This is a genomic window from Streptomyces sp. NBC_01508 (assembly GCF_045040315.1).
Lineage (GTDB): Bacteria > Actinomycetota > Actinomycetes > Streptomycetales > Streptomycetaceae > Streptomyces.
Genome location: NZ_CP109419.1, coordinates 796,896 through 818,467, shown reverse-complemented (window position 1 = coordinate 818,467; position 21,572 = coordinate 796,896). Strand labels below are relative to the sequence as shown.

The window sequence follows — 21,572 nt, the reverse complement described above, 5'->3', positions numbered from 1 at the left end:
GGTCTGCCGAATGGAGCGTTGAGAGATGACGAGCCGATCCGACATCTCCGCCGTGAAGGCGGCCCTCGCGGCCCAGTCCGTCGAGACGCCGTCCTGGGCGTACGGCAACAGCGGGACCCGGTTCAAGGTCTTCGCCCGGCCCGGTGTCCCCCGTACCCCCGAGGAGAAGCTGGACGACGCGGCCCGCGTGCACGCCCACACAGGTGTCGCGCCCACGGTCGCGCTCCACATCCCCTGGGACAAGGTCGACGACTACGGCGCGCTGGCCACGCACGCCCGCGAACGCGGCGTGAAGCTCGGCACCGTCAACGCCAACGTCTTCCAGGACGACGACTACAAGCTCGGCAGCGTCTGCCACCCGGACGCCACGGTGCGCCGCAAGGCGCTCGGGCACTTGATGGAGTGCGTCGACATCATGGACGCGACGGGGTCACGGGACCTCAAGCTGTGGTTCTCGGACGGCACCAACTACCCCGGCCAGGACGACATCCGCGCCCGCCAGGACCGCCTGGGTGAGGCGCTGGCGGCCGTGTACGAACGGCTCGGCGACGACCAGCGGATGCTGGTCGAGTACAAGCTCTTCGAGCCCGCCTTCTACGTCACCGACGTCCCCGACTGGGGAACGGCCTACGCGCACTGCCTGCGCCTCGGCGAGAAGGCCCAGGTCGTCGTGGACACCGGCCACCACGCTCCCGGCACGAACATCGAGTTCATCGTCGCGATCCTGCTGCGGGAGGGGAAGCTCGGCGGATTCGACTTCAACTCCCGCTTCTACGCGGACGACGACCTGATGGCCGGCGCCGCCGACCCGTTCCAGTTGTTCCGGATCATGTACGAGGTGATCCGGGGCGGCGGCTTCACCCCGGACATCGCCTTCATGCTCGACCAGTGCCACAACATCGAGGAGAAGATCCCCGCCGTCATCCGCTCGGTGATGAACGTTCAGGAAGCCACGGCCAAGGCGCTGTTGGTGGACGCCGCCGCCCTGGCCGCCGCCCAGCGCGACGGCGACGTCCTGGCGGCGAACGCGGCGCTGATGGACGCCTACAACACGGACGTACGCCCGCTGGTGGCCGAGGTCCGCGTCGAACTGGGCGCGGACGCGGACCCGGTGGCGGCGTACCACGCGTCGGGCTACGGGAAGAGGATCGTGGCGGAGCGGGTGGGCGGGGAACAGGCGGGGTGGGGCGCGTAAGTTCCCTTGGCTCAACTGCCCGTGCCGAAGGCGGAGATGTCCGCCTCCGGGCCGTCGTTGCCGATCTCCCAGTCTCCGCCGGTACGGGCGTTCTTGGGCTTCAGCGTGAACGCCACCTTGTGGGTGTGGGCGGCGCCGCGCCCGGTCTCCGCGTCGGCGGAGAACACCCAGGCTTTGACACCACCCTTGACGTGGGTGTCGTGGCGCAGTTCGACGGCGAACTCCATCTGGATCTCGCCCACATCGAAGCGGAGGTCCTGGCCGTCGCTCTGCGAGGCGGCGGCCATGAGCTGGTCACGGATGACCTGGACGGCTTGGGTCAGGTCGATGCGGGGGAGGTCGGCGGGGGGCATGAGGGGTCCTTACTCGGGTGGTGACAAGTGGCGGATGGAGAGGAGTTCGTAGCCCGTGAGACGTACGGCGCCGCCGGTGATCGTGACATCGACCTGGGGAACCCAGGTCAACGCCGAGAGGTCCACGGTGACCGGTCCCGCGGACTCCAGCCGCAGGAGCAGCTGTCGCAGATTCGGGAAGAGTTCCCGGAGCCGGCCGGCATCGGTGTCCCGGTGGATCCGCAGGACGAGGTGGAGCCGGGTGACGGACGCGAGAGCGGGCAGACTCAAGGGCAGAGCCAGTGTGTCCGGCTCCCCCGAGCCGCCAAAAATGCTGAGTGTGAGCGCTGGGAGGTCGGTGACGGCACCGAGCCCGGACAGGTCCTGTGCGGGGTGCACGTCGTACAGACTGAGCTTCCGCAGGCCGAGGTCGGCGACACCGCTGTAGTCGTTGACCTCGACGCACGACACCAGGATCAGCTGGGTCGGCGAGACGGCCTTCTCGGCGAATGCCCGAAGATCCTTCAGCCGGCTGTTGTCGGAGATGGTGACCCGGTCCGCTCGCACCGCCCGGACGGCGCTCGCGATCCCCTCGGGACTCAGCTCGCCATGAAAGGCCACATCGGACGCGACCCCGACCAGGTGCAGGGCGGCGAGCAGTTCCGGGGAGTGCACCGGGACGGTCAGATCGTCGGTGATCATACGGGCGAGGACGAGTCCGGCGAACGCGATCGTGTCGAAGGACTCCCAGGCGCGGACGAGTTCGACCCGTACGCCGTGCGCCGGATGCTCCGCGTACTCTCGCAGCACCTGCAACGCGTGGTCGCCGCCGATCAGCCGGGCGGTCGTCACGACGGCCGCCGCTACCTCGTACGACAGGCCGCCCGGCCCCGGCAGGAGATCCAGCACAAGGGGGCCGGCGTAGGACAACCACTGCGCCTCGTCGCCGTTCCTCGGTGGGATCAGCGCGGCGGCCCGCAGCTCCACCTCCCTGCGGACCGCCGGATCGAGGCTCGTCGCGTGCTCCAGACTGGCGGCGGCCAGCAGATGGATCCGGACCTTGACGTCGTGCGAGGACTCGGGAACGGCGTCCCCCCGAGCCACGAGCTGCTTCAGCAATGTCGCCCGCTCGGCGTCCCGGGCGTGGCCGACAGCCATCCGGACGATGTCCTCCCACTGCGGTTCATGGGCGTGCGCGGCGATCATGTTGATGTCCTGTGCCTCGATGGCCGCCCGCGCCCCGAGATAGTCCAGAAACGTCCGATGAATGAAGTCCACCGTGCCCGCCGCAGGCGCGCGCAGGACGCCACTGCGATGCAGCAGGAACCGGAAGACCTGTGAGGCGTCGTCGGGCGCCGCGACCTGTGGCATGGCCGGCAGGAGCCGGTGGATCAACCCGATCACGTCCCACTGCTCCGCCTCGGCGATCTCGTTGCGGATCATCCAGTACGCGATCTCCTGGAGGATCTTCTGCTGCGTCTCCTCGGAGAGCGTCAGCCCCTCCGGCGCCCCGATTTCCCGTTCGTGGTCGCGCCGAATCAGGAGCATCGTCAGCGCCGCGCCGTACAGCTTCATCCTGCTGTCCGGCAGGAACCCGCGCCGGTCGCGGTACAGGGCGCAGATCATCGCGCACATGAGGGGGTTGGTGGCGAGCCGGGCCAGGTCTTGGGTGCGCGGCAGCGTGGACATCAACTGCGCCTCGTACGAGTCGAGTTCGGCCCGCTCGGACGTGCGCGGGGTGATCGAGCGCGCCGCGTTGTGCCAGCGCTGTACGAACGCGGTGACGTCCCGCCGGCTCATCGGCAGCAACTGGAACTCGGTGAACTCCCCACGGCTCAGCCAACCGTCGTCCACCGCCGTCGGCCGGGTGGTGACCACCACGGCCGTACGCGGATAGGCGATCAGCAGATTGACCAGCCACCGCTTCGTCCGGGCGCGGTCCGCCTCCGGCATCTCGTCCACACCGTCCACGAGAAGCAGCCCGCGGCCCTCCGTGAGCACCGCGTCCATCCACCCTTCGGGAGGGTTCAGCGGATGCCCCGCCGCCCTGAGGAATTCAGCCGGAGTGGGCAGCGCCGCGCCGCGCACCAGCGTGCGCAGCGGCAGGACGACGGGGATACGCCCGTCGAGGTGGGCGAGCTGCCCACCGAAGGAATCCCGCGCGGCGTTCACCGCCAGCCACTGCACGAGCGTGGTCTTGCCGGAACCGGCCGCGCCGCGCAGCAGCACACGCCGCCGGTCGCGCAGGACCGACTCGACCCGGCCGCGCTCGGGGGTCACGCCCTCCGTGGCCTCTCCGTGGCCATGGACGAGTTCGAGACTGAGGTAGGCGGAGTCGAGCGGCCACCGGGCGTGTTCGGACCGGCTGAAGTCGAGTCCGAAGATGCTCAGTTCGCCGAACGCCTCCGCGATGTAGGCGCGGTACCGGTCCTCGAACTCGGCCGAGTGGTCCGGGGTACGGCGCAGAGTGGTGAAGCTCGTGGGCTCGCGGAGTCTGAAATGGCACGCGTTGGCGAAAGTGGGCACGGAGAACAGCCTGAACAGGGACACCGCGTTGAGCCGGCCGTGCTGCCAGCCCGCGGAGTCCTTGGTCACCACACCGATGATGTGTCTGCCTACGAAGACAGGCGCGCCGGACATTCCGGCCCACGGCGACTCCCCGTCGTCGCGCACGGCCGGGGGAGTGCCCGTCCCCTCCACGACATACGTGCCGCGCACGCTCCCCGAACCAGGCTTGATCGTGCCGAGGAACTGCTCGGTGTCCAGCTTCTGGCCGTCGTACCGCTGTACTTGGGGATATCCGAGGGCGTAGCAGTCCAACAGCGGAGCGAGACCGTCGACGCTTCCGAACCGGTTGGGCTGGAACGCCTCTGCGGTCTCAGGCGTCACCAGGTCCTCGTCCGCGAGCAGCAGCGCCGCGTCGCTCTCCTCCTCTTCGGCCTCACCGGCCCACAAGGTCCGGCAGCGGATACGGCCGCGCCCGCCCGGCACGACGACCGTCGTTTCCACGTTCTCGTTCACGAGATGGCGTGCGGTGAGGACGAGGCGCGCGGCGAGCAGATAGCCGCTGCCCTGTGTGACTCCGAACACGGCGGCGATGCGGTCCTTGATGACCCCTGACCCCCCGATCAACGACGGCGCCCCGACCCGCCGCCGTTCCCCAACCCTCATGCTATGACGGCACGTTAAGGGCATGGCCTGAATTTGGGAGACTCGGCGGGTGATCCAATTTCGGTTCGGACTGCGGCCGGTCGACGACATCCGGCCGTGGGGTGGCGAGACGCCCTACCTGAGCTGGTTCAGCCTGACCGACGGCTGGTACGGCCTTGAGGCCGACGGCCACCACCTGTTCCGCTACAGCGACGGCACGTACGTCGACTACTACGTGGTCCGGCTCTGGGAAGACGTGCTCGTCGCCCTGCCCGAGGCGTTGGAACCGGTGCCGAACGATCTGCTCCCGTTCGTCGCCGATGACCACTCCGCCTGGCTTCCCGTCGACAACCCGGAGACCGAGGCGGAGACCGAGGCGGCGGTCGGCTGGTACGGCCAACACAGCCTCGACATGGGGTACTTGCGGTCCGCGCCGCACATCCGCTGGTGGCGGACCGTGGGCGGCGTGTCCGGCGGCGTGTCCGGCGAGGCGTCGGCGACGACCTCATGACCGTCACCTGGACCGGCGCCCAGGACGACTGCCACGGCCGCGTCACCGTACCGATGTCCGCCTTCACCGACGCCGTGACGGCCTTCGACCACGACCTCTTCGCCGCCATGGAAGAGCGCGTGACCGCACTGGAGGCCACCGGCCCCCCGCCCGGCGTCGGGATCGACCTCCACCATCTCCGCCACGAGCAGCGGGACCGCGCGACCTGGCTCCGCCGCGCCCTGGACCCCGAGTACGACACCGGCTGGGCGGCCGTACGCGCCGGGGTCCGCCTCCTTGCCCCCGTGCCACCCCCGTAGCCTCGTCCGTATGTCCGACATGCCCCACGACCTGCGCGTGCTGATCCTCGGTGGCACCACCGAAGCCCGTCGTCTCGCCGACGCGCTCGCCGCCGAAGCTCCCCACGCGCACGTCACCACCTCCCTCGCCGGGCGCGTCTCGAACCCGGCCACGCCCCTCGCCGGTAACGTCCGCGTCGGCGGCTTCGGCGGACCCGATGCCCTCGCCGGGTGGCTCCGTGCGCACCGCATCGATGTCCTCGTGGACGCCACGCACCCCTTCGCCGCCACCATCAGCGCCCACGCCGCCCAGGCGGCAGCCGCCTCCGGCACCGACCACTTCGCGCTGCGCCGCCCCGGCTGGCCCGCCGACCCGCGCGACCGCCGCCACCCCGCCCGCTCGCTCGCGGACGCCGCCGCGCGGCTCCCCGTACTCGGCGGCAGGCGCGTCTTCCTGACCACCGGCCGGCAGGGCCTCGCCGCCTTCGCGGGTCCCGAGCTGGACGGGCTGCACTTCCTCGTACGCACCGTGGAACCGCCCGAGCCGCCACTGCCCCGCAGCACGCACATCCTGCTCGACCGGGGTCCGTACACCCTCGAAGGCGAGCGGAGGCTCCTGCTCGAACACCGCGTCGACGTCCTCGTCACCAAGGACAGCGGCGGCCGGGCCACCGCCGCGAAACTCGCCGCCGCCCGAGAACTCGGCCTGCCCGTGGTCATGGTCGAACGGCCGCCCGCACCCCAGGGCGTACCGGAAGTCCCCGACGTACGCGCCGCACTCGCCCGGCTCGGGCTCAGTCGCGAGGCGTGTCCCGAGGCGTGTCCCGAGGCGTGTCCCGACGCAGCAGATACGTGTCCATGATCCAGCCCTTGCGGGCGCGGGCTTCCGCCCGTAGCTCCACGATCCGGTCCGCGACCTCCGCCAGCCGCCCCGACACCAGGATCTCGTCCGCCGTCCCGACGTACGCGCCCCAGTGGATGACCGGGTTCTCCGTCAGGTAGTGGCGGAAGGACTGGTGCCCGTCCAGCATCACCACCACATCGTCCACCCCGTCCGGCCACGCCTCGGCCAGCCTCCGGCCGGTGGTGATCTGAACCGGGCGCGCCACCCGGTTCAGCCCCGTGCGGTGCTTGGCGAGCAGCGCCGAGACGCTGCTGATGCCGGGAATCACCTCGTGCGTGAAGCCGACCGCACCGCGCGCCAGGATCTCGTCCAGGATGCCGAGCGTGGAGTCGTACAGCGCGGGATCGCCCCACACCAGGAACGCCCCGACCTGGTCCTCGCCCAGCTCGTCGGTGATCATCCGCTCGTAGATGTCGGCGCGCCGGCTGCGCCAGTCCCCGACGGCGGGGGAGTAGTCGGCGCCGCCCGCCGTCCGGTCCCGGTCCGGGTCGCGCGCCTCGACCAGCCGGTACTCCCGGCCGTCCGCGATGTGCTCCGCGAGGATGTCGTGCCGCAGCCGGATCAGGTCGGCCTTCGCTTCGCCCTTGTCGAGGAGGAAGAAGACGTCCACCCGGTTCAGCGCCTTGACCGCCTGGAGGGTCAGCTGGTCCGGGTCGCCCGCGCCGATGCCGATCACAAGAATCTCTCTCACCGGCCCGAGTCTGCCTCACCACTCCACCGGACCTTCAGTCACCGTCGATACATCGGATGACTGCGCGGGTCTTACGTTCGCCGCAGGTCGCGGCATATGCTCCGGCCATGCGTGTCGCCCTCTTCGTCACCTGCGTCAACGACGCGGTGTATCCGTCCACCGGGATCGCGACCGTGCGGCTCCTCGAACGCCTCGGAGTGGAGGTCGACTTCCCCGAGGCGCAGACCTGTTGCGGCCAGCCCCAGTTCAACACCGGCTACCGCAAGGAGACCGAGCCGCTCGTACGCCGTACGGCCGCCGCCTTCGAGGGGTACGAGTACGTGGTGACCCCCTCGGGATCCTGTGCCGCCATGGTCCGGCAGCACTACCCGAAGATCGGCGACGCCTCGGCCGCGTCCCTCGCCACCCGCACCTACGAGCTCACCGAATTCCTCGTCGACGTCCTCCAAGTGACCGACGTCGGCGCGTACTTCCCGCACACCGTGACCTACCACCCGTCCTGCCACGGCCTGCGCCTCCTCGGCCTCGGGGACAGACCCCGCCGCCTGCTGGAGGCCGTCGAGGGACTGGAGCTGCGCGAACTGCCCGGCGCCGACGAATGCTGCGGTTTCGGCGGCACATTCGCCGTCAAGAACTCCGATGTCTCGACCGCCATGGGCCAGGACAAGGTCAGCAACGCCGTCTCCACCGGCGCCGACGTGCTGTGCGGCGCCGACAACTCCTGCCTCATGCACATCGGGGGCGTCCTGCGCCGGGAGAACGCACCGCTGCGCGCCCTGCATCTCGCCGACATTCTGGCGAGCACCCGAGAGGAGCCCCTCGTATGAGCGGGACGTTCGTCGGTATGCCGTCCTTCCCGCAGTCGGCCAAGGAGGCCGTGCACAACAAGACCCTGCGCGGCAATCTGCGCCACGCCACCCACACCATCCGCGACAAGCGCGCCAAGGCGGTGGCCGAACTCGCCGACTGGGCCGAGCTGCGCGAGGCCGGGAAGCAGATCAAAGACCACACGCTGCGCCATCTCGACCGCTATCTCGTCCAGTTGGAGACCCGGGTCACCGAGGCGGGCGGCACCGTCCACTGGGCGGCCGACGCCGACGAGGCCAACCGGATCGTCGCCGATCTGGTCAAGGCCACCGGCGAGAGCGAGGTCGTCAAGGTCAAGTCGATGGCCACACAGGAGATCGGTCTCAACGAGGCCCTGGAGGCCGAGGGCATCGCGGCGTACGAGACCGACCTCGCCGAACTGATCGTCCAACTCGGCGACGACCGGCCCTCCCACATCCTCGTCCCCGCCATCCACCGCAACCGCGGCGAGATCCGCGACATCTTCCGCGCGAAGATGGCCGACTGGGGGCGCGCCGCGCCCGACGGGCTCTCCGACATCCCGGCGGACCTCGCCGAGGCCGCGCGGCTCCACCTCCGTGAGAAGTTCCTGCGCGCCAAGGTCGGCATCTCCGGCGCCAACTTCATGGTCGCCGAGACCGGCACGCTCGTCGTCTTCGAGTCCGAGGGCAACGGGCGGATGTGTCTGACGCTGCCCGAGACGCTGATCTCCGTCGTGGGCATCGAAAAGGTGGTGCCGAGCTGGCGGGATCTGGAGGTGTTCCTCCAGACGCTGCCGCGCTCGTCGACGGCCGAGCGGATGAACCCGTACACCTCGACCTGGACGGGCACCGCCGACGGCGACGGGCCGCGGACCTTCCACCTCGTCCTCCTCGACAACGGCCGCACCGGCACCCTCGCCGACGAGGTCGGCCGCCAGGCGCTGCGCTGCATCCGCTGCTCGGCGTGTCTCAACGTCTGCCCGGTGTACGAGCGGGCGGGAGGGCATGCGTACGGCTCCGTCTACCCGGGACCGATCGGCGCGATCCTCAGCCCCCAACTCCGGGGCACCCAGAGCGAGATCGACGCCTCACTGCCGTACGCGTCGTCGCTGTGCGGCGCCTGCTACGAGGTGTGCCCGGTGGCGATCGACATTCCGGAGGTACTGGTCCACCTGCGGGAACGGGTCGCCGACCAGGGCGGCAAGGGCCACCGGCTCGAAAAGGCCGCGATCAAGGCGGCGGGTTGGGTGCTCGACCATCCCGGCGTGCTGGGGGCGGGGGAGCGGGTCGCGTCGAAGACCCGCAAGCTGCACCCGTCGAAGCTGCCCGGCGCGGGGGCGTGGACGCGGAGCAGGGAGCTGCCGGAGATGCCGGCGGAGCCGTTCCGCGACTGGTGGAAGAAGAACCGCAAGCCGAAGACGGACGGGAAGAAGCCCTGATGAGCACCGCCCCGGAAGCCGGCCCGTCCAAGACCGGCCCGTCCGCGACCGATCCCTCCGCCACCGGCCCGTCCGTAGCCCCTCGATCGGGCTCGCGCGAGCGCATCCTGGCCAGGGTCCGCGCCGCCGTCGCCGACGCGCCCGACGCCCCCGAGGTCACGCGCGACTACCTCGACACGCACACCCCCGACGCCGGCATGATCGACCTGCTGCACGAGAACCTCGCCGACTACCGTGCCGTCGTCCACCGCACCGACTCCGCCGGACTCGCGGAGCTGCTGATGCGCCTGCTGGCCGAGCACGGCTCCCGCACGGTCCTGGTGCCGCCGGGCCTGCCGCCGTGGTGGCTCGCCTCCGCCGATCCGACCCGGATCCATGACCGGGAAGCGTCCACCGCACAGGAGTTGGACGAGGTCGACAGCGTCGTCACCGGCTGCGCCGTGGCCATCGCGGAGACCGGCACGATCGTCCTCGACGGCGGTCCCGACCAGGGCAGGCGCCGGATCTCGCTCGTCCCGGACCACCACATCTGCGTGGTCCTGGCACCGGAGCAGGTCGTCGCGTCCGTACCGCAGGCGATGCCGCGGCTGGACCCGACCCGGCCGCTGACCTGGATCTCGGGTCCTTCGGCCACCAGCGACATCGAGTTGGACCGGGTCGAGGGTGTCCACGGCCCGCGCACGCTGGAGGTCGTCCTGGTCGAGGACTGACAGTGAGGATGTGTGGTTGCTTCCCCCCGTCACGCGTCGGGCACCCAACTGCCGTGGAATCCCAGGGGTACCCGGCCCGCCAGATGAACACGCGCGACCGGCCGTCCGGTGAAGTCCCGCACCACCCGGCCGGTGTGGTCGATCACCAGGTGCCGCACATGGTCCAAGGCCGGGTAGTAGGAGATGCCGTGCAACTCATCGGCCTTCGCGTCGTACTCGGTGTGTGCCGTGAACGCGCCTTCGAGCGTGGAGCGGAAGTCGTACGGGCGAACGGTGTTGAGGTCGCCGTCGAGTTCGTACGGCAGTGGCCGGCTCTCCTGGAGGGCGAGGACGCGGCCCTTGTACGGGATGACGTGGGTGTAGGCGGGGAAGTCGTCGCCCTGCATCCAGTGGTGGGCGCGCGGATCCTCCAGCCCGAGCACGTTCGGGCCGACCCGCGGGTAGTGGCCGTTCAGCTCGCGGGGGATCCGGCCTGTCACCGTTAGACCGAAGGCGGACGCATCCGCTACGGGTACCGGTATCTGTTCGACAAGGAAGATCCTGCTGGGGATCGCCGTGCGGGTCAGGAGGTCTGAGGACCGGACGAGGGTGTAGCCGGACACCCTGTCCCGGAGTTCACCCAGCGCCCTTCGGTGGCCCTGCGGGCCGGTCGGTCCGCGTCAGGCGCGGCGCCTCGGCAGCCGCGTCCACCGGGGCGTCCGCGACCCGTTCCGCCAGCTCACGGGCCCACGAGGTGAGTCCGCGGACATCGATCCCGTACGGCGCCCCGTACCCGGAAATCCGCTCGGCGCCCCGCAGCAGCAGCCGTGCACCGCCCGTCGTATTGCCCCGGGCGGCGTGCGTCAGCCCCACCGCGAGCTGCGCCATCCCGCGCCACAGCGCCTCCTCGTCACCGGGCCCCGACTTCCACGCGTCCTCGAACACCTCGTGCGCGTGGAACGGCATCCCCGCGTCCAGCAGCCGCTGCGCCTCCCGCAACGTCTCGTCGGGCGCCCGCACCACCCCCTCGGGCTGCCGCTCGACCCCGGGCGCCCCGTAGGGCAACGGCCGCCCCAGCCCATCCCGCGGGCGCGCGTTCCGCGCCCGCCCTTCGATGTCTCGATCCCGCCGGTTCTCCGTCATGCCCCGATTGTCTCCCCGGCCACTGGCGGCCGGGCGTCGGCCGGGCGTGGGGTAATGTTCTCCACTGTGGCCGCCGGGAAATCTCCCGGACGGCGGAGCAGCGGGACGTGGCGCAGCTTGGTAGCGCACTTGACTGGGGGTCAAGGGGTCGCAGGTTCAAATCCTGTCGTCCCGACTGGAGACAGTCGCAGATCAGGGCCGGTTTCGGAGCAATCCGAGACCGGCCCTTGATCATTTCTGGGGACCAGTTGGCGACCAGTTGGGGTCCGGCGCCCTTGACCGGGTCAAGGTCATGACGATGGGGCTCGGCAGTGAGCGTGGTGCGCGCGGCACGTTGAAGTGAGCAGAGAGCGCCGCCCCGGCAGCCGTGATCTTGTGGACGTCGGGGTGCGGGTAGCGCTGGGTGGTGGTCAGTGAGCCGTGGCCGGCGATTCTGCGGAGTACGTGTACTTGGACCCCGGCGCCGGCGAATCAGGTCAGTCCGGTGTGCCGGAGGTCGTGGCGGCGCAGGTGTTCGTAACCGAGTTTGGTGACGACGTCGTCCCAGTGGGTTGCGTCACGCAGGACTGCGGTGGAGATGCGTCCGCCTCGGGGACCGGTGAACAGGCGGGCGGCGGGGTTCGGCCCGGCGGACAGGAGGCGTTGGGCGACGAGGGGGCGGATCTCCTCGACGATGGGGACCTTGGGGGCCCGCTTGCCCTTGGTGCCCTTGTCGGTCAGCCCGCCGGGTGCGGGTGTGGTCTGGCGCCGTACGGTCCAGATCCACTGGTCGGTGTCGATGTCCCCGACGCGGCAGCCCGAGAACTCGCCGATCCGCGCGGCCGTGCACGCGGCGAAGACGACCACGTCTCCCCAGCCGCGGTACTGGTCGTGCGAGGCGGCCACGAGCGCGTCGGCCAGCGCCACGAGGGTCTCCCAGTCGGGCAGAGCCAGCGCCCGTGGGTCGTGGAGTTCGTCCTCGGCCTGTTTGTAGAGTTCTGCCAGCCCGTGATCCGGGCGGGGTTGACCTTGATGAGACCGTCACGGACTGCCTGCTCCATGACGCGGACCAGGACCGCGATGGTGTTCTTCACCGTGGAGCGGCTGAGCTCGTCGGCGATCCAGTGCTGCACGGTGCGGTCGATCGCGCCATTGGTGATCATGCGGACCGGGACGTGCCCGAGAGCGGGGACGACGCGTTGCCGCCACCCTGAGAGGTAGGGGTCGTGGGTCTTCAACTCCGGCCCACGCAGGGCGAGATCCATGTTGGCTTCGCCGTAGTCGGCGAGTTTCATGGTGGCGAGCGACGGGGACAGACCGGCCTGAGCGGCCTCGATAGTGGCGTCCAGCCACTCCTGCGCTTCGTCCTCGGTGTGCTTTCCCTCGGACAGTGACAAGCGGCGCTTCGAGACGGGAACGAACCAGCGGACACGGGCCCGGTAGGGGGCGGGACGGTTGGGGCGGTGTTCGATATCAGTAGAGAGCCGGACGCCGACCGGCACAACGGTCTTGTCGGTCATCAGGCTTCTCGGCGTGGGACGGTCCGGCGGCTGCGCAGCCATTCCTCGACGTCGAGCGCGATGTACATGACGACGCGTTCCGAAACGGAGACGAACGGCGGCCCCTGGGGTGGGCGGTGCGCCAACGACGCGGAGTCGAGGCGTCGACGTGCAGGCAGGCGGCGAGGTCACTGGTCGAATACCAGTCGCTGGCCAGGAGGGACGAACGGCTCTCATCGTCAAGGGAAGCAGAGCGTCCGCCTACGGAGGGCGTCACGCCCTCCTCCTGCATGGGCGGCTGATCATTCGTGGAAGTTGTTATCGGTTCGGGGGGCAAGTTCGGTGGATCTCCAGGAGATGTGGAGCACCAGAGGGCTACAGGGGGAGGAACCTTCGGCGACAGACGACACGCCCGCACACGGAGAACAGAAGACTCCACCTCCGTAGTGTTGGTGACATGCCGCTGACGGATCGATCCGCAGTGATGCTCGGGACAGACAGGGCACAACAATCGTCTGCGGAAGCGCCGGTTCGGCCAACCGGTGACGCGCGCCTATGTTCCCTTCGCCCGTGAGTGATTGCCCGAGTCCGACTCTCATGCGTGACGAGAACCCCGGATACGTCGTTCACGCTTTCCCGATGACGCACCACGTGGAGTGCGTTGCGATCCTGGAGCCCATCGCGAAGGCGGCCTGACCTGCGGGTTTGGGTAGTGTGCGTTATGTGCGGTGTGTGCGTTACGGGCGATATCTCGACGCTGAAATGACGCTCTACGAGGCATCTTGACGCTCATTTGACGCTCGTCCTGATGGGTCATCAGACACGTTGCCCCGCTGGTCATGCGCCTCCTGGCTGGGCGGGAATGACAGGATGCCGGGAATTTCGTGGTGCAGAGCGGCCCCACTCGGTCACCCGCGCAGAGTGGCGACAGGCGGCCTGCGACGAGTTCTGGCCGCGGCTATGCGGGACAGAGATCGCTGGGCGGGGGCCCTGCGCCTGCGGGCATTCGCCAAGAAGCCTGCTCGCAGTCGCCAGGTGAACCACCCGTGCGCCTTTACATCTGGCTCTGGCGTCGCGGTGGTCGCGATCCCCATCGCGTGAGCCTTCAAGCCGAAGCCCGATCCCTCGGCTTGAAGGCTCACGTCCGTCCTGGGTTCAGGTCAGGCCCAGTTGGGCAGCGACGACGGATCCTTCCGCGTAGCAGTCGAAGCGCTTGATCTTGCCGTCGGGCAGCTCGAACACGTCGCAGCACGGGGCATCCATGCGTTTACCGGTTGGCGGGACGGTCCCCGTGGGCAGTTCGAGCGGACCGAGGTGGGTTCCTTGCAGGCGCAGTTGCACGATGGCCGTGTCACCGGTCACGTGGAACTGGTCGAGCTCACGGTGCATGTCGGGGAACGCCTTCGCGTAGACCTCGACCGTCTTGCCCAGCTCTTCCGCGCCGCGGTAGGTGTGCGGGATCGATTCGTCGGTGAAGGTCCCGTCGTCGGTGAAGGCCGCGATCCATCCGGCGATGTCTTGGTCCTCGGCGAGTCCACGATCGGCGGTCGACGCCGTGGCACCCACACGGCCTCGCGGCTGACGCAGAGATCGCGAACAGCAGCCCCTGAGACCCCGTCTGTTTGTGACGCACCGCTCCGCGCCGTGCGGTCTACAACCTGCGCCTAGGGCGTGTATCGGAAGTGCCTGGTGAGGATGGCGGGGAGCTCGTTCGTGATCCAGAATGATCGGATGGTCACACGTGAGACTCCTCGTCTGATCCTGCGTCGCTGGCGTGAGGAGGACGTCGCGCCTATGGCCGCTGTCAATGCAGACCCCGAGGTCATGAGGTGGATCGGCGATGGCAGCGTCCGTGACGAGCGCCAGACCCGCGACGGGATCGAGGCGATGGGGCGGGAGTGGGACGCGCACGGCTTCGGCCTGTTCGCCGTGGAGATCCGCTCCACCGGGCAGATGGCCGGGTTCACCGGCCTGTCAGTCCCCGACTTCATGCCGGAACTGCTGCCCGCGGTTGAGGTCGGCCGGCGACTCGGTCGATCCCACTGGGGGCAGGGCCTGGCGACCGAGGCCGCCGCGGCCGCTGTGCGGTTCGGGTTCGAGGACCGAAGGCTGGAGCGGCTCGTCAGCGTCGCCCAGGTCGGTAACGGCGCATCCGGGCGGATCATGGCCAAACTCGGGATGCACCTGCTGTGCGAGACCGTTGATACCAGCTGTGACCGCCGAGTGAGGGTGTTCAGCCTGTCGTCGGACACGCACGTCACAACCACTCGTTGATGGCCGCGACCAGGACGGTCGCTTCGTAGCGGACCGCGAGTTTGTCGTATCTCGCGGCCACGGCACGGTGCCTTTTGAGGCGATTAATACCGCATTCGACCGTGTGCCGGGCTTTGTAGTCCTGGGCGTCGCACCTGGGGGGCCGGCCGCCACGAGAGCCGCGCTTCTTGCGGTGGGCCGCCTGGTCGGCCTTGTCCGGGATAGCGCAGCGGATACCGCGTCGCCGCAGGTAGGCACGGTTCTTGCGGGAGGCGTATGCCTTGTCGGCACGGATCCGGTTGGGTCGGGTCCGCGGACGTCCGGGCCCTGGGCGGGCGACGCGGACCTTCCTCAGGACCGGCTCGAACTGCGGGGAGTCGCCGCGCTGCCCGGCCGTGATCACGATGGACATCGGTTTCTGTCCCTGCTCGACGGCCAGGTGCGGCTTGGTGGTCAGGCCGCCGCGCGAGCGGCCGAGGCCGTGGTCGTCCGGCTCGACGCCGATTCCGCCGGGCGGCTCGACCTGAAGGTCCCCCTTTCCGCGCGCCGGCGGCGTGCTGGGGCCCGGCACACGGTCGAGTGTGCGACATCCCGCGAGTTCCCCTGAGCCCTACTGAGTCCATGTCTACGTGGCCAGGGTGTTCTGCCTCCTTGGGGTGTTCTTCGAGCTGGTGATGTAATTTCAGGATTCTTGAAGCGTTCTCACTTCGTCCGATCGATCCGTTATCGGGGTGAAGGTGAGGGGGCTCGGGTTGGGGCTGGCAGCCGTACGCGACCTGCGCGAGTTCCGCGATCCGGTCTCGGCGGAGGAGCTGGAGCAGTTCGAGACCGACGTGCTCGCGGGGTTCGTCCTCGCGCGGGCTTCGGCGGGGCTTGCGGACGGCACCATCCGCGGGGACGTCGGGCACCTGGACCAGATGCGGGCCTGGTTGGGTCGGCCGCTGTGGGATATGGAGCCGGCCGACGCCGATGTGGGCGATCGCGTTATTCCCCAGGCGGAAGTTCACGTAATTCCCCAGGCTCCCGTCGTGGCCCAGGCGTCTCGGGCCGAGGACGCGGCTCGTTAGAGTGCCTGCGTGTCGAAGACGAGCGTGAGCAACGAGACAGACAGCCTGCTCTGCCTCTGGGTGGAACCGTGGGGAACTGACCACTGGATGCGTCCGGGTGAGGAGTTCACCGTCGTGACCGAGAAGGAGCCCGAGGAGTCGCCGTTCAACGTCGTCGTTCATGATCAGGGCATCACGGTGTGGGTGAATTCGGGAAGTGACGCCGAGGTCTTCGACAAGATCGGCAATCCGGCGCCGTGCGGGCATCAGCGGCCTGTCGACGCCGGATTCTGACCGGTCGGGCCGTCAGGTGAGTGGCTTGACCGGCTTGTCGGTGGGGTTCTTGGGTCGCTTGTTCGGCCGGTAGCTGGGGCCATTCATGATGACCTGGTGGCTGGTGTTGATCAGCCGGTCCAGGAGCGACTCGGCGACGACAGGGTTGGGGAAGAGCGGATACCAGTCGCTGGGTGCCCGGTTGCTGGTGATGATCAGGGATCTGCCCTGGCGCTCGCTGACAAGTTCGTAGAGGTCATCGGCCTGGGCCGCGGAGAGCTGGCGCATGGCGAAGTCGTCCAGGATGAGAACGTCGGGCCGTACCAGTTCACGGATTCGCTTTTCCCAGGTGCGATCGGCGTGGCCTCCGGCAAGGTCGGCGAGGATACGGCTGGTCTTCGCGAAGCGGACGTGGGCGCCCTGGCGGACGGCGAGGTGACCGAGGGCCTGAGCGACGTGGGTCTTGCCGACGCCGACGGGGCCGAAGAGGATGACCGACTCGCCGGAGTGCAGCCAGCGCAGGGCGCTAAGGTCGCGGATCTGAGCGGCGGGCAGCTTCGAGGAAGCGGTGAAGTCGAACTCTTCGAGGGTGACCTGCTGCTCGAACCTCGCCCGGGTCAGGCGCCGTTGGAAGGCGACGGTCTCCCGGCGGGTGATCTCGTCCTGGCAGAGGACCTGGAGGAAGTCGAGGTGGCCGAGCTCGCCGGCGTGCGCCTGGGCCAGGCGGGCGTCGAGGGTTTCGAGCATGCCCGAGAGCCGCAGTGACTTCAGCGACTCGCGCAGGGCGGTGTCCATCACGCTCATCAGATGCTTTTCTCAACGTCGTCGTGGTCCTGGTCGTCACGGAGTCCGTCCGTCGTCCCCGAGGGGATCGCGGAGGCGAACAGCTGCTGAGGTCCGTGAAGGAAGGCGGCGGCTCCGGCATCGCCGCTGGTCTCGGGCTCGGGATCGCTTTCGGTGCCGGCGATCAGGATGCCCTTCACGGTCCGGTAGGACGGGTCGCCGGCTGCGATCGCCCGCGCGCAGGCCGCTTCCAGACGGCTGTCCCCGTACTTTTTGCGCAGCCCGAGGACCCCTTGGGCAGCCCGGAGCCGGTAGAGCGCGTTGACTTCCAGCAACTGGTCGACGACCTCGCGGCAGTCGTCCCCGACCTCCGATGCCTGGGTGCGGCACCACAGCGGCGTGCGCATCTGGAAGGGGATCTTCTCCGGCGGGTAGTCGCTCTTGTCGGTCCGTTTTCCCTGCTCAAGTGCCACGTGGGTCTTGACCAGGTCGCCATCGAGGAAAATCTGGACCATCGTCGCGGTGGAGCGGACGTCGACTTTCCGGCCGATGAGTTTCCAGGGCACCGAGTAGAGCGTGCGGCCAGCTTTGATGTGGATATCCGGGCCGACCGTCGCGGTCGACCAGCGGGCCAGCACGAACGGGGTCGGTGGCAGCGGCAGCGGCGTCTCCGCCTCCAGGGCACCGAAGACTGCCATCGGTGCGGCTCCGCCCAGCGGGCGGCATGGTCTCTGGCCTGCGACGTCCTGAGCCCAGGTGACGGCCTCGGCCTGCATGTGCTCGATCGAGGTGAACTCCCGTCCGCGCCAGAACGAGTCACGGATGTAGGGCATCGGCCGTTCGACCCGCGGTTTGTCCTTGGGCTTCAGTGCGCGGGCCGGATCGACCAACGCCCCGTAGTGGGTGGCCAGTTCGGCATACGCCTTGTTGACTTTCGGGTCGTAGAGGTCGGGCTTGTCGACCCCGGTCTTGAGGTTGTCGGGCACCAGCCGGCGCGGGGCGCCGCCGAAATAGCGGAAGGCGGCGACGTGCGCCTCGGTCCACGAGTGCTGGTGCAGATGCAGGACCGGACGCACGAACATGTGGCGTGAGCACGGCAGCACCATCACGAAGGCCCAGATCCGGTGCCGTTTGCCCGTGCGTGGGTCAGTCCACTGCCCCAGAAACCCGTAGTCGATCTGGGCTTCCTCACCGGGCTCGACATCCTCGCGGAGCACGGTGACCTGCGAACTCTGCAGTCTGTCAGGGAGCGTGGCATGCACCCACCGGCGGAACGCGGAGACGGATACTTCCAGCTTGTGCTCGTCCCGCAGCCGCTGATGGATCGTGGTGACCGTCACCGTCCCCAGCAGGCTCTCGATGTAGTCACGGTGCCGGTCGATCTCCGGCCAAGTGATCCGCCTCAAACGTGAGTTGGCCAAGCCGGGCCACCACTCCTTGACCAGCTTGGCCCAGTCCGCCTCGCTCATCGGCGGACCGCCCGGACTGATCCCCGCCGCCTCCGCCGGGGCCAGATACTTGCGGACCGTCTTGCGGTCCAGTCCCAGCGACGCGGCCAGCTCGCTCTTCGAGCGGCCTGCGTACCAGTGGACATAGATCTCGGTGACATCGACCACGACGAACGTTCTCCTCGCCATCCGGGCTGCCCAACGGCCATCCGAAGCATGGTCCGAGGACTGCCCACCGCACCTCCGCGATGACCAGGTCCCTCGATCCCGAACTCCGCTGTACCCATGGCCAATTAGGAGAATTCGGGATGGGGAATTACGAGACGCTCAAACCACCCGGGATGGGGAAATACTCGATCGTCGACATGTGAGGAACTCCGCCAGTTGGACGGCAGCCCGGGACGAGTCGGCCAGTGCCTCGGCGGTCGCCACATCGCCGTCCAGCCAGCGGGACACCGCCCACGGCCACGGATAGCCGAAGTCGGGCTCACCCACCCCCGCCGGTACGGGGATAGCCAACGGCAGGTGCGGGGCGAGCTTGGGGAGCCACTCAGACTCCTTCATGGCCTGTCTGATGGCACCCGCATGGCGGGGCAGCCGGACAGACAGGTCCTCACCCAGCCGGTAGATCACATGGTCCGAACCGGCCGGGTCGAGCAGCTTGAGAGGCAGCTCGGCCCACTGCGGGAACTGCGTATCGACCAGACGTCTGGCCAGTGCGGCATCGATCGCGGGGCGGGGGTCCGCGGCTCTCCCGGCGGCCAAGAGCAACTCCTGTGGTGGGCCCGCTCCATGCGGCAGGCAGTCGGAGCCATCACAGCGCCTCGTGCACTCGTCTGTCGATCGATTTTCCTCGACTGGCCATCCTCTGCTCCGCGCACTCCACACGCACGCCTGTCGAAGCCGACCCAGCGTGTTCCCCATGAACTCAGGGGACTATCGCTGAAAATGGCGGCACCGGACCCTCAGTTCCCGATGAACTACCTTCAGCTTTCGCGAACCCACGGGAATCTCGGCCCTGTTCTCGTATAGCTACCGCCAGGTGGCGTGTAGCACTGAGTAACTTTCGTAGCCCTCGTTTCCCCGCCTGGGTCGCTTCGTTGAGCTGAACGAGTGACGGCGAAGGATGGGGCGCATGCGGCAGGACTGGGAGCCGGAAGACCTGATCGAGGTCTGGACGCTGCTCGAAGACGACATGAAGAAGGTGCGGAACAAGTCCGGGGCGACCTGGTTGGGATTCGCGCTGTTGCTCAAGTTCTTCGAGGTGGAGGCCCGGTTCCCGGAGTCCGCCAAAGAGATGCCCGCGGCGGCGGTGGAGTACGTGGCCCAGCAGGTGAAGGTCCCCGCCGAGGCGTGGGACGCCTACGACTGGCAGGGTGACCGGATCAAGCGGCACCGCAAGGAGATCCGAGAGGCGTATGGGTTCCGGGCGAACACCGAGGAGGACCAGGAGCGGCTGGCCGAGTGGCTGGCCGCTGAGCTGTGTCCGGTGGAGCTGTCGCGAGATCGGCTGGCGGCAGCGGTGGTGGCCCGCTGCCGTAACGACGACATCGAGCCGCCGGCCCCAGGCCGGGTCGGGCGGCTGGTGGGCAAGGCGGTCAAGGACTTCGAGGCCCAGTTCTGCCGCAGCAGGATGGAGCGGATCTCACACGCGACGCGGTCGCGCCTGGAGGACCTGGTCGCCGGCAGCCAGGACGAGACGGGCGAGGGAGCGGACTGCCAGGATGTGGTGTCGGCCGGCGGGCGTTCGCACTTCGCCGAGCTGAAGGCCGACCCGGGGGCGCCGGGCCTGGAGAGCCTGCTGGCGGAGGTGAACAAGCTTCAGCGGGTGCGGCGGCTGGAGCTGCCCGCGGACTTGTTCGGGGACGTGTCGGAGAAGCTGGTGGACGCGTGGCGTGCGCGGGCGTCGAAGGAGTACCCGGCGAACCTGGAGCGGATGAAGCCGCCGCGGCGCCTGACGCTGCTGGCCGCGTTGTGTCATGTGCGGCAGACGGAGATCACCGACTCGCTGGTGGACCTGTTCATCCAGCTCGTGCTGAAGATCAACACGAGGGCGGAGCGGAAGGTCGACAAGGAGCTGAACGCCGAGCTGAAGAAGGTCCGGGGCAAGGAGGGGATGCTCCTGCGGGTCGCGGAGGCGGCGCTGTCCGAGCCGTCCGGCACCGTGCGGCGGGTGATCTACCCGGTGGTCGGCGGGGAGAAGACGTTGAAGGCCCTGGCGGCGGAGGCCGCGGCGAACGAGGCTCGCTACAAGGCCCGGGTCCGTACGGTGCTGCGCTCCTCGTACTCGGCGCACTGGCGGCGGATGCTCTCGCCGCTGCTGGGCGCGCTGGAGCTGAAGTGCAACAACACTGCCTACCGGCCGGTGATGGACGCGATCGATCTGCTTCAGCGCTACCTGGACCAGCCGTTGAAGGAGGGGGCGTTCTTCGATCCGGCGGAGAGCGTGCCGTTGGCGGGGGTGGTGCCGGATCAGTGGCGGGCGGCGGTGGTGGACGACAAGGGGCGGGTCGAGCGCATTCCGTATGAGCTGTGCGTGCTGGTCGCTTTGCGGGACGCGGTGCGCCGGCGGGAGATTTGGGTGTTGGGGGCGAACCGGTGGCGCAACCCGGAGGACGACCTGCCCGCCGACTTCGAGGACAACCGGGACGTGCACTACGCCGCGCTGGGCCAGCCGCAGGACGCCAGGGAGTTCATCGCCGCCCGCAAAACCATGCTCCGCACCTCGCTGGACCGCTTCGAGGGTGCGCTGGCGGAGGGTACGACGGGCGGGGTGGCGATCGTGAAGAAGCACGGCGAGCCGTGGATTCGGGTCTCCCCTCGGGCGAAGCAGGAGGAGCCGGAGTCCCTGGTCGCCATCAAGGAGAGATCGAGCGGCGCTGGGGCACCATCGACCTGCTGGACATCCTGAAGTACGCCGAGTTCGACACGGACTTCATCGCCGAGTTCACCTCGGTGGCCACCAGAGAGAACCTGTCCAAGGACGTGTTGCGGCGCCGCCTGCTGCTGGTGCTGTTCGGGCTGGGCACGAACATGGGCATCAAGCGGGTCGCGGTGACCGGCAAGCACGGCGAGAGCGAAGCGACCTTGCGGCGGGTGCGGCACCTGTTCGTCAACCGGGCCAACATGCGT

Annotated in this window: 20 protein-coding genes, 1 tRNA gene and 3 pseudogenes; 13 read left to right on the top strand and 11 right to left on the bottom strand. The window is 68.9% G+C overall.

Annotated elements, in window-relative coordinates:
• Window positions 1–25 precede the first annotated feature (25 nt).
• Window positions 26–1,195: an L-rhamnose isomerase gene (gene rhaI / locus OG700_RS03785; RefSeq protein ID WP_405608839.1), complete on the top strand. Its 1,170-nt coding sequence runs from the start codon at window positions 26–28 to the stop codon at window positions 1,193–1,195.
• Between the two features lie 11 nt (window positions 1,196–1,206).
• Here the strand turns inward: rhaI and OG700_RS03780 are convergent, their stop codons facing one another.
• Window positions 1,207–1,548, bottom strand: a complete 342-nt coding sequence (locus OG700_RS03780) for a trypco2 family protein (RefSeq protein WP_405608836.1) — start codon at window positions 1,546–1,548, stop codon at window positions 1,207–1,209.
• A 9-nt stretch (window positions 1,549–1,557) separates the two neighbouring features.
• A complete protein-coding gene (locus OG700_RS03775; RefSeq protein ID WP_405608833.1) occupies window positions 1,558–4,617 on the bottom strand; it encodes an NACHT domain-containing protein in 3,060 nt (1,019 codons plus the stop codon).
• A gap of 130 nt (window positions 4,618–4,747) precedes the next feature.
• Here OG700_RS03775 and OG700_RS03770 point away from each other — a divergent pair, with 130 nt between their 5' ends.
• Genes OG700_RS03770 through OG700_RS03760 form a run of 3 tightly spaced genes read left to right on the top strand, consistent with a single transcriptional unit; the run spans window position 4,748 to window position 6,328 of the window.
• Window positions 4,748–5,188, top strand: coding sequence for a DUF5984 family protein (locus OG700_RS03770; RefSeq protein ID WP_405608830.1), 441 nt, complete (start codon window positions 4,748–4,750; stop codon window positions 5,186–5,188).
• A complete protein-coding gene (locus tag OG700_RS03765; protein ID WP_405608827.1) occupies window positions 5,185–5,487 on the top strand; it encodes a DUF5984 family protein in 303 nt (100 codons plus the stop codon). The genes OG700_RS03770 and OG700_RS03765 overlap by 4 nt, the downstream gene beginning before the upstream one ends.
• Window positions 5,488–5,506: 19 nt before the next feature.
• The gene (locus OG700_RS03760; protein ID WP_405621409.1) at window positions 5,507–6,328 is read left to right on the top strand and encodes a cobalt-precorrin-6A reductase; all 822 of its coding nucleotides are present in this window, start codon (window positions 5,507–5,509) and stop codon (window positions 6,326–6,328) included.
• On the opposite strand, the gene cobF is transcribed toward OG700_RS03760, so the two are convergent.
• Window positions 6,261–7,061, bottom strand: a complete 801-nt coding sequence (cobF, locus tag OG700_RS03755) for a precorrin-6A synthase (deacetylating) (RefSeq protein WP_405608824.1) — start codon at window positions 7,059–7,061, stop codon at window positions 6,261–6,263. The two genes, OG700_RS03760 and cobF, sit on opposite strands and share 68 nt — an antisense overlap.
• A gap of 107 nt (window positions 7,062–7,168) precedes the next feature.
• On the opposite strand from cobF, the gene OG700_RS03750 reads away from it, so the two are divergent.
• The 3 genes from OG700_RS03750 to OG700_RS03740 are packed head-to-tail and all read left to right on the top strand — an operon-like array spanning window position 7,169 to window position 10,037.
• Window positions 7,169–7,888 (top strand): (Fe-S)-binding protein, encoded by a 720-nt coding sequence (locus tag OG700_RS03750; protein ID WP_405608821.1) that lies wholly within the window; start codon window positions 7,169–7,171, stop codon window positions 7,886–7,888.
• Complete coding sequence (locus OG700_RS03745) at window positions 7,885–9,327, top strand: LutB/LldF family L-lactate oxidation iron-sulfur protein (protein ID WP_405608818.1); 1,443 nt, start codon at window positions 7,885–7,887, stop codon at window positions 9,325–9,327. Before OG700_RS03750 ends, OG700_RS03745 begins: the two co-directional genes overlap by 4 nt.
• The gene (locus tag OG700_RS03740; RefSeq protein WP_405608815.1) at window positions 9,327–10,037 is read left to right on the top strand and encodes a lactate utilization protein C; all 711 of its coding nucleotides are present in this window, start codon (window positions 9,327–9,329) and stop codon (window positions 10,035–10,037) included. Before OG700_RS03745 ends, OG700_RS03740 begins: the two co-directional genes overlap by 1 nt.
• A 29-nt stretch (window positions 10,038–10,066) precedes the next feature.
• Here the strand turns inward: OG700_RS03740 and OG700_RS03735 are convergent, their stop codons facing one another.
• Complete coding sequence (locus OG700_RS03735) at window positions 10,067–10,516, bottom strand: carotenoid oxygenase family protein (RefSeq protein WP_405608812.1); 450 nt, start codon at window positions 10,514–10,516, stop codon at window positions 10,067–10,069.
• A 136-nt stretch (window positions 10,517–10,652) separates the two neighbouring features.
• On the bottom strand, window positions 10,653–11,159 hold the full coding sequence (locus OG700_RS03730; protein ID WP_405608809.1) for a DUF309 domain-containing protein: 507 nt from the start codon (window positions 11,157–11,159) through the stop codon (window positions 10,653–10,655).
• A gap of 101 nt (window positions 11,160–11,260) precedes the next feature.
• Here OG700_RS03730 and OG700_RS03725 point away from each other — a divergent pair.
• A tRNA-Pro gene (locus tag OG700_RS03725) sits at window positions 11,261–11,334 on the top strand.
• Between the two features lie 56 nt (window positions 11,335–11,390).
• Here OG700_RS03725 and OG700_RS03720 read toward each other — a convergent pair.
• Both OG700_RS03720 and OG700_RS03715 read right to left on the bottom strand, forming a co-directional pair.
• Window positions 11,391–12,658 (bottom strand): annotated as a pseudogene (locus OG700_RS03720) (tyrosine-type recombinase/integrase).
• A gap of 1,134 nt (window positions 12,659–13,792) precedes the next feature.
• Window positions 13,793–14,203, bottom strand: coding sequence for a nuclear transport factor 2 family protein (locus OG700_RS03715; RefSeq protein WP_405608806.1), 411 nt, complete (start codon window positions 14,201–14,203; stop codon window positions 13,793–13,795).
• 165 nt (window positions 14,204–14,368) lie between these two features.
• On the opposite strand from OG700_RS03715, the gene OG700_RS03710 reads away from it, so the two are divergent.
• Window positions 14,369–14,911: a GNAT family N-acetyltransferase gene (locus OG700_RS03710; RefSeq protein ID WP_405621407.1), complete on the top strand. Its 543-nt coding sequence runs from the start codon at window positions 14,369–14,371 to the stop codon at window positions 14,909–14,911.
• Here the strand turns inward: OG700_RS03710 and OG700_RS03705 are convergent.
• Entirely contained in the window at window positions 14,895–15,461 is a 567-nt protein-coding gene (locus tag OG700_RS03705) for an IS5 family transposase (RefSeq protein ID WP_405608803.1), read from the bottom strand. The two genes, OG700_RS03710 and OG700_RS03705, sit on opposite strands and share 17 nt — an antisense overlap.
• A 181-nt stretch (window positions 15,462–15,642) precedes the next feature.
• On the opposite strand from OG700_RS03705, the gene OG700_RS03700 reads away from it, so the two are divergent.
• Together OG700_RS03700 and OG700_RS03695 are read left to right on the top strand one after the other, a co-directional pair.
• Window positions 15,643–15,957 (top strand): integrase, encoded by a 315-nt coding sequence (locus tag OG700_RS03700; protein ID WP_405608800.1) that lies wholly within the window; start codon window positions 15,643–15,645, stop codon window positions 15,955–15,957.
• Between the two features lie 9 nt (window positions 15,958–15,966).
• A complete protein-coding gene (locus tag OG700_RS03695) occupies window positions 15,967–16,230 on the top strand; it encodes a hypothetical protein (RefSeq protein WP_405608797.1) in 264 nt (87 codons plus the stop codon).
• A gap of 12 nt (window positions 16,231–16,242) precedes the next feature.
• Here the strand turns inward: OG700_RS03695 and istB are convergent, their stop codons facing one another.
• From istB to OG700_RS03680, 3 genes and pseudogenes are all read right to left on the bottom strand, one after another.
• The gene (gene istB / locus OG700_RS03690) at window positions 16,243–17,013 is read right to left on the bottom strand and encodes an IS21-like element helper ATPase IstB (protein WP_405608794.1); all 771 of its coding nucleotides are present in this window, start codon (window positions 17,011–17,013) and stop codon (window positions 16,243–16,245) included.
• Window positions 17,013–18,608: an IS21 family transposase gene (gene istA, locus OG700_RS03685; RefSeq protein WP_405608791.1), complete on the bottom strand. Its 1,596-nt coding sequence runs from the start codon at window positions 18,606–18,608 to the stop codon at window positions 17,013–17,015. Before istA ends, istB begins: the two co-directional genes overlap by 1 nt.
• A 198-nt stretch (window positions 18,609–18,806) precedes the next feature.
• Window positions 18,807–19,205: pseudogene (locus OG700_RS03680) on the bottom strand (phosphotransferase); the annotation flags it as partial.
• A gap of 370 nt (window positions 19,206–19,575) precedes the next feature.
• Between OG700_RS03680 and OG700_RS03675 the strand changes: the two are divergent.
• Together OG700_RS03675 and OG700_RS03670 are read left to right on the top strand one after the other, a co-directional pair.
• Window positions 19,576–21,351, top strand: coding sequence for a DUF4158 domain-containing protein (locus OG700_RS03675; RefSeq protein ID WP_405608788.1), 1,776 nt, complete (start codon window positions 19,576–19,578; stop codon window positions 21,349–21,351).
• Window positions 21,243–21,554 (top strand): annotated as a pseudogene (locus OG700_RS03670) (Tn3 family transposase); the annotation flags it as partial. The gene OG700_RS03675 and the pseudogene OG700_RS03670, both read left to right, overlap by 109 nt.
• Between the last annotated feature and the right edge of the window lie 18 nt (window positions 21,555–21,572).

What these genes read in the sequence shown, in the direction of transcription:
- rhaI (WP_405608839.1), top strand. Translation starts at nt 26, where the DNA reads ATGACGAGCCGATCCGACATCTCCGCCGTGAAGGCGGCCCTCGCGGCC.
- OG700_RS03780 (WP_405608836.1), bottom strand. Translation starts at nt 1,548, where the DNA reads ATGCCCCCCGCCGACCTCCCCCGCATCGACCTGACCCAAGCCGTCCAG.
- OG700_RS03765 (WP_405608827.1), top strand. Translation starts at nt 5,185, where the DNA reads ATGACCGTCACCTGGACCGGCGCCCAGGACGACTGCCACGGCCGCGTC.
- OG700_RS03760 (WP_405621409.1), top strand. Translation starts at nt 5,507, where the DNA reads ATGCCCCACGACCTGCGCGTGCTGATCCTCGGTGGCACCACCGAAGCC.
- OG700_RS03750 (WP_405608821.1), top strand. Translation starts at nt 7,169, where the DNA reads ATGCGTGTCGCCCTCTTCGTCACCTGCGTCAACGACGCGGTGTATCCG.
- OG700_RS03745 (WP_405608818.1), top strand. Translation starts at nt 7,885, where the DNA reads ATGAGCGGGACGTTCGTCGGTATGCCGTCCTTCCCGCAGTCGGCCAAG.
- OG700_RS03740 (WP_405608815.1), top strand. Translation starts at nt 9,327, where the DNA reads ATGAGCACCGCCCCGGAAGCCGGCCCGTCCAAGACCGGCCCGTCCGCG.
- OG700_RS03730 (WP_405608809.1), bottom strand. Translation starts at nt 11,159, where the DNA reads ATGACGGAGAACCGGCGGGATCGAGACATCGAAGGGCGGGCGCGGAAC.
- OG700_RS03710 (WP_405621407.1), top strand. Translation starts at nt 14,369, where the DNA reads ATGGTCACACGTGAGACTCCTCGTCTGATCCTGCGTCGCTGGCGTGAG.
- istB (WP_405608794.1), bottom strand. Translation starts at nt 17,013, where the DNA reads ATGAGCGTGATGGACACCGCCCTGCGCGAGTCGCTGAAGTCACTGCGG.
- OG700_RS03675 (WP_405608788.1), top strand. Translation starts at nt 19,576, where the DNA reads ATGCGGCAGGACTGGGAGCCGGAAGACCTGATCGAGGTCTGGACGCTG.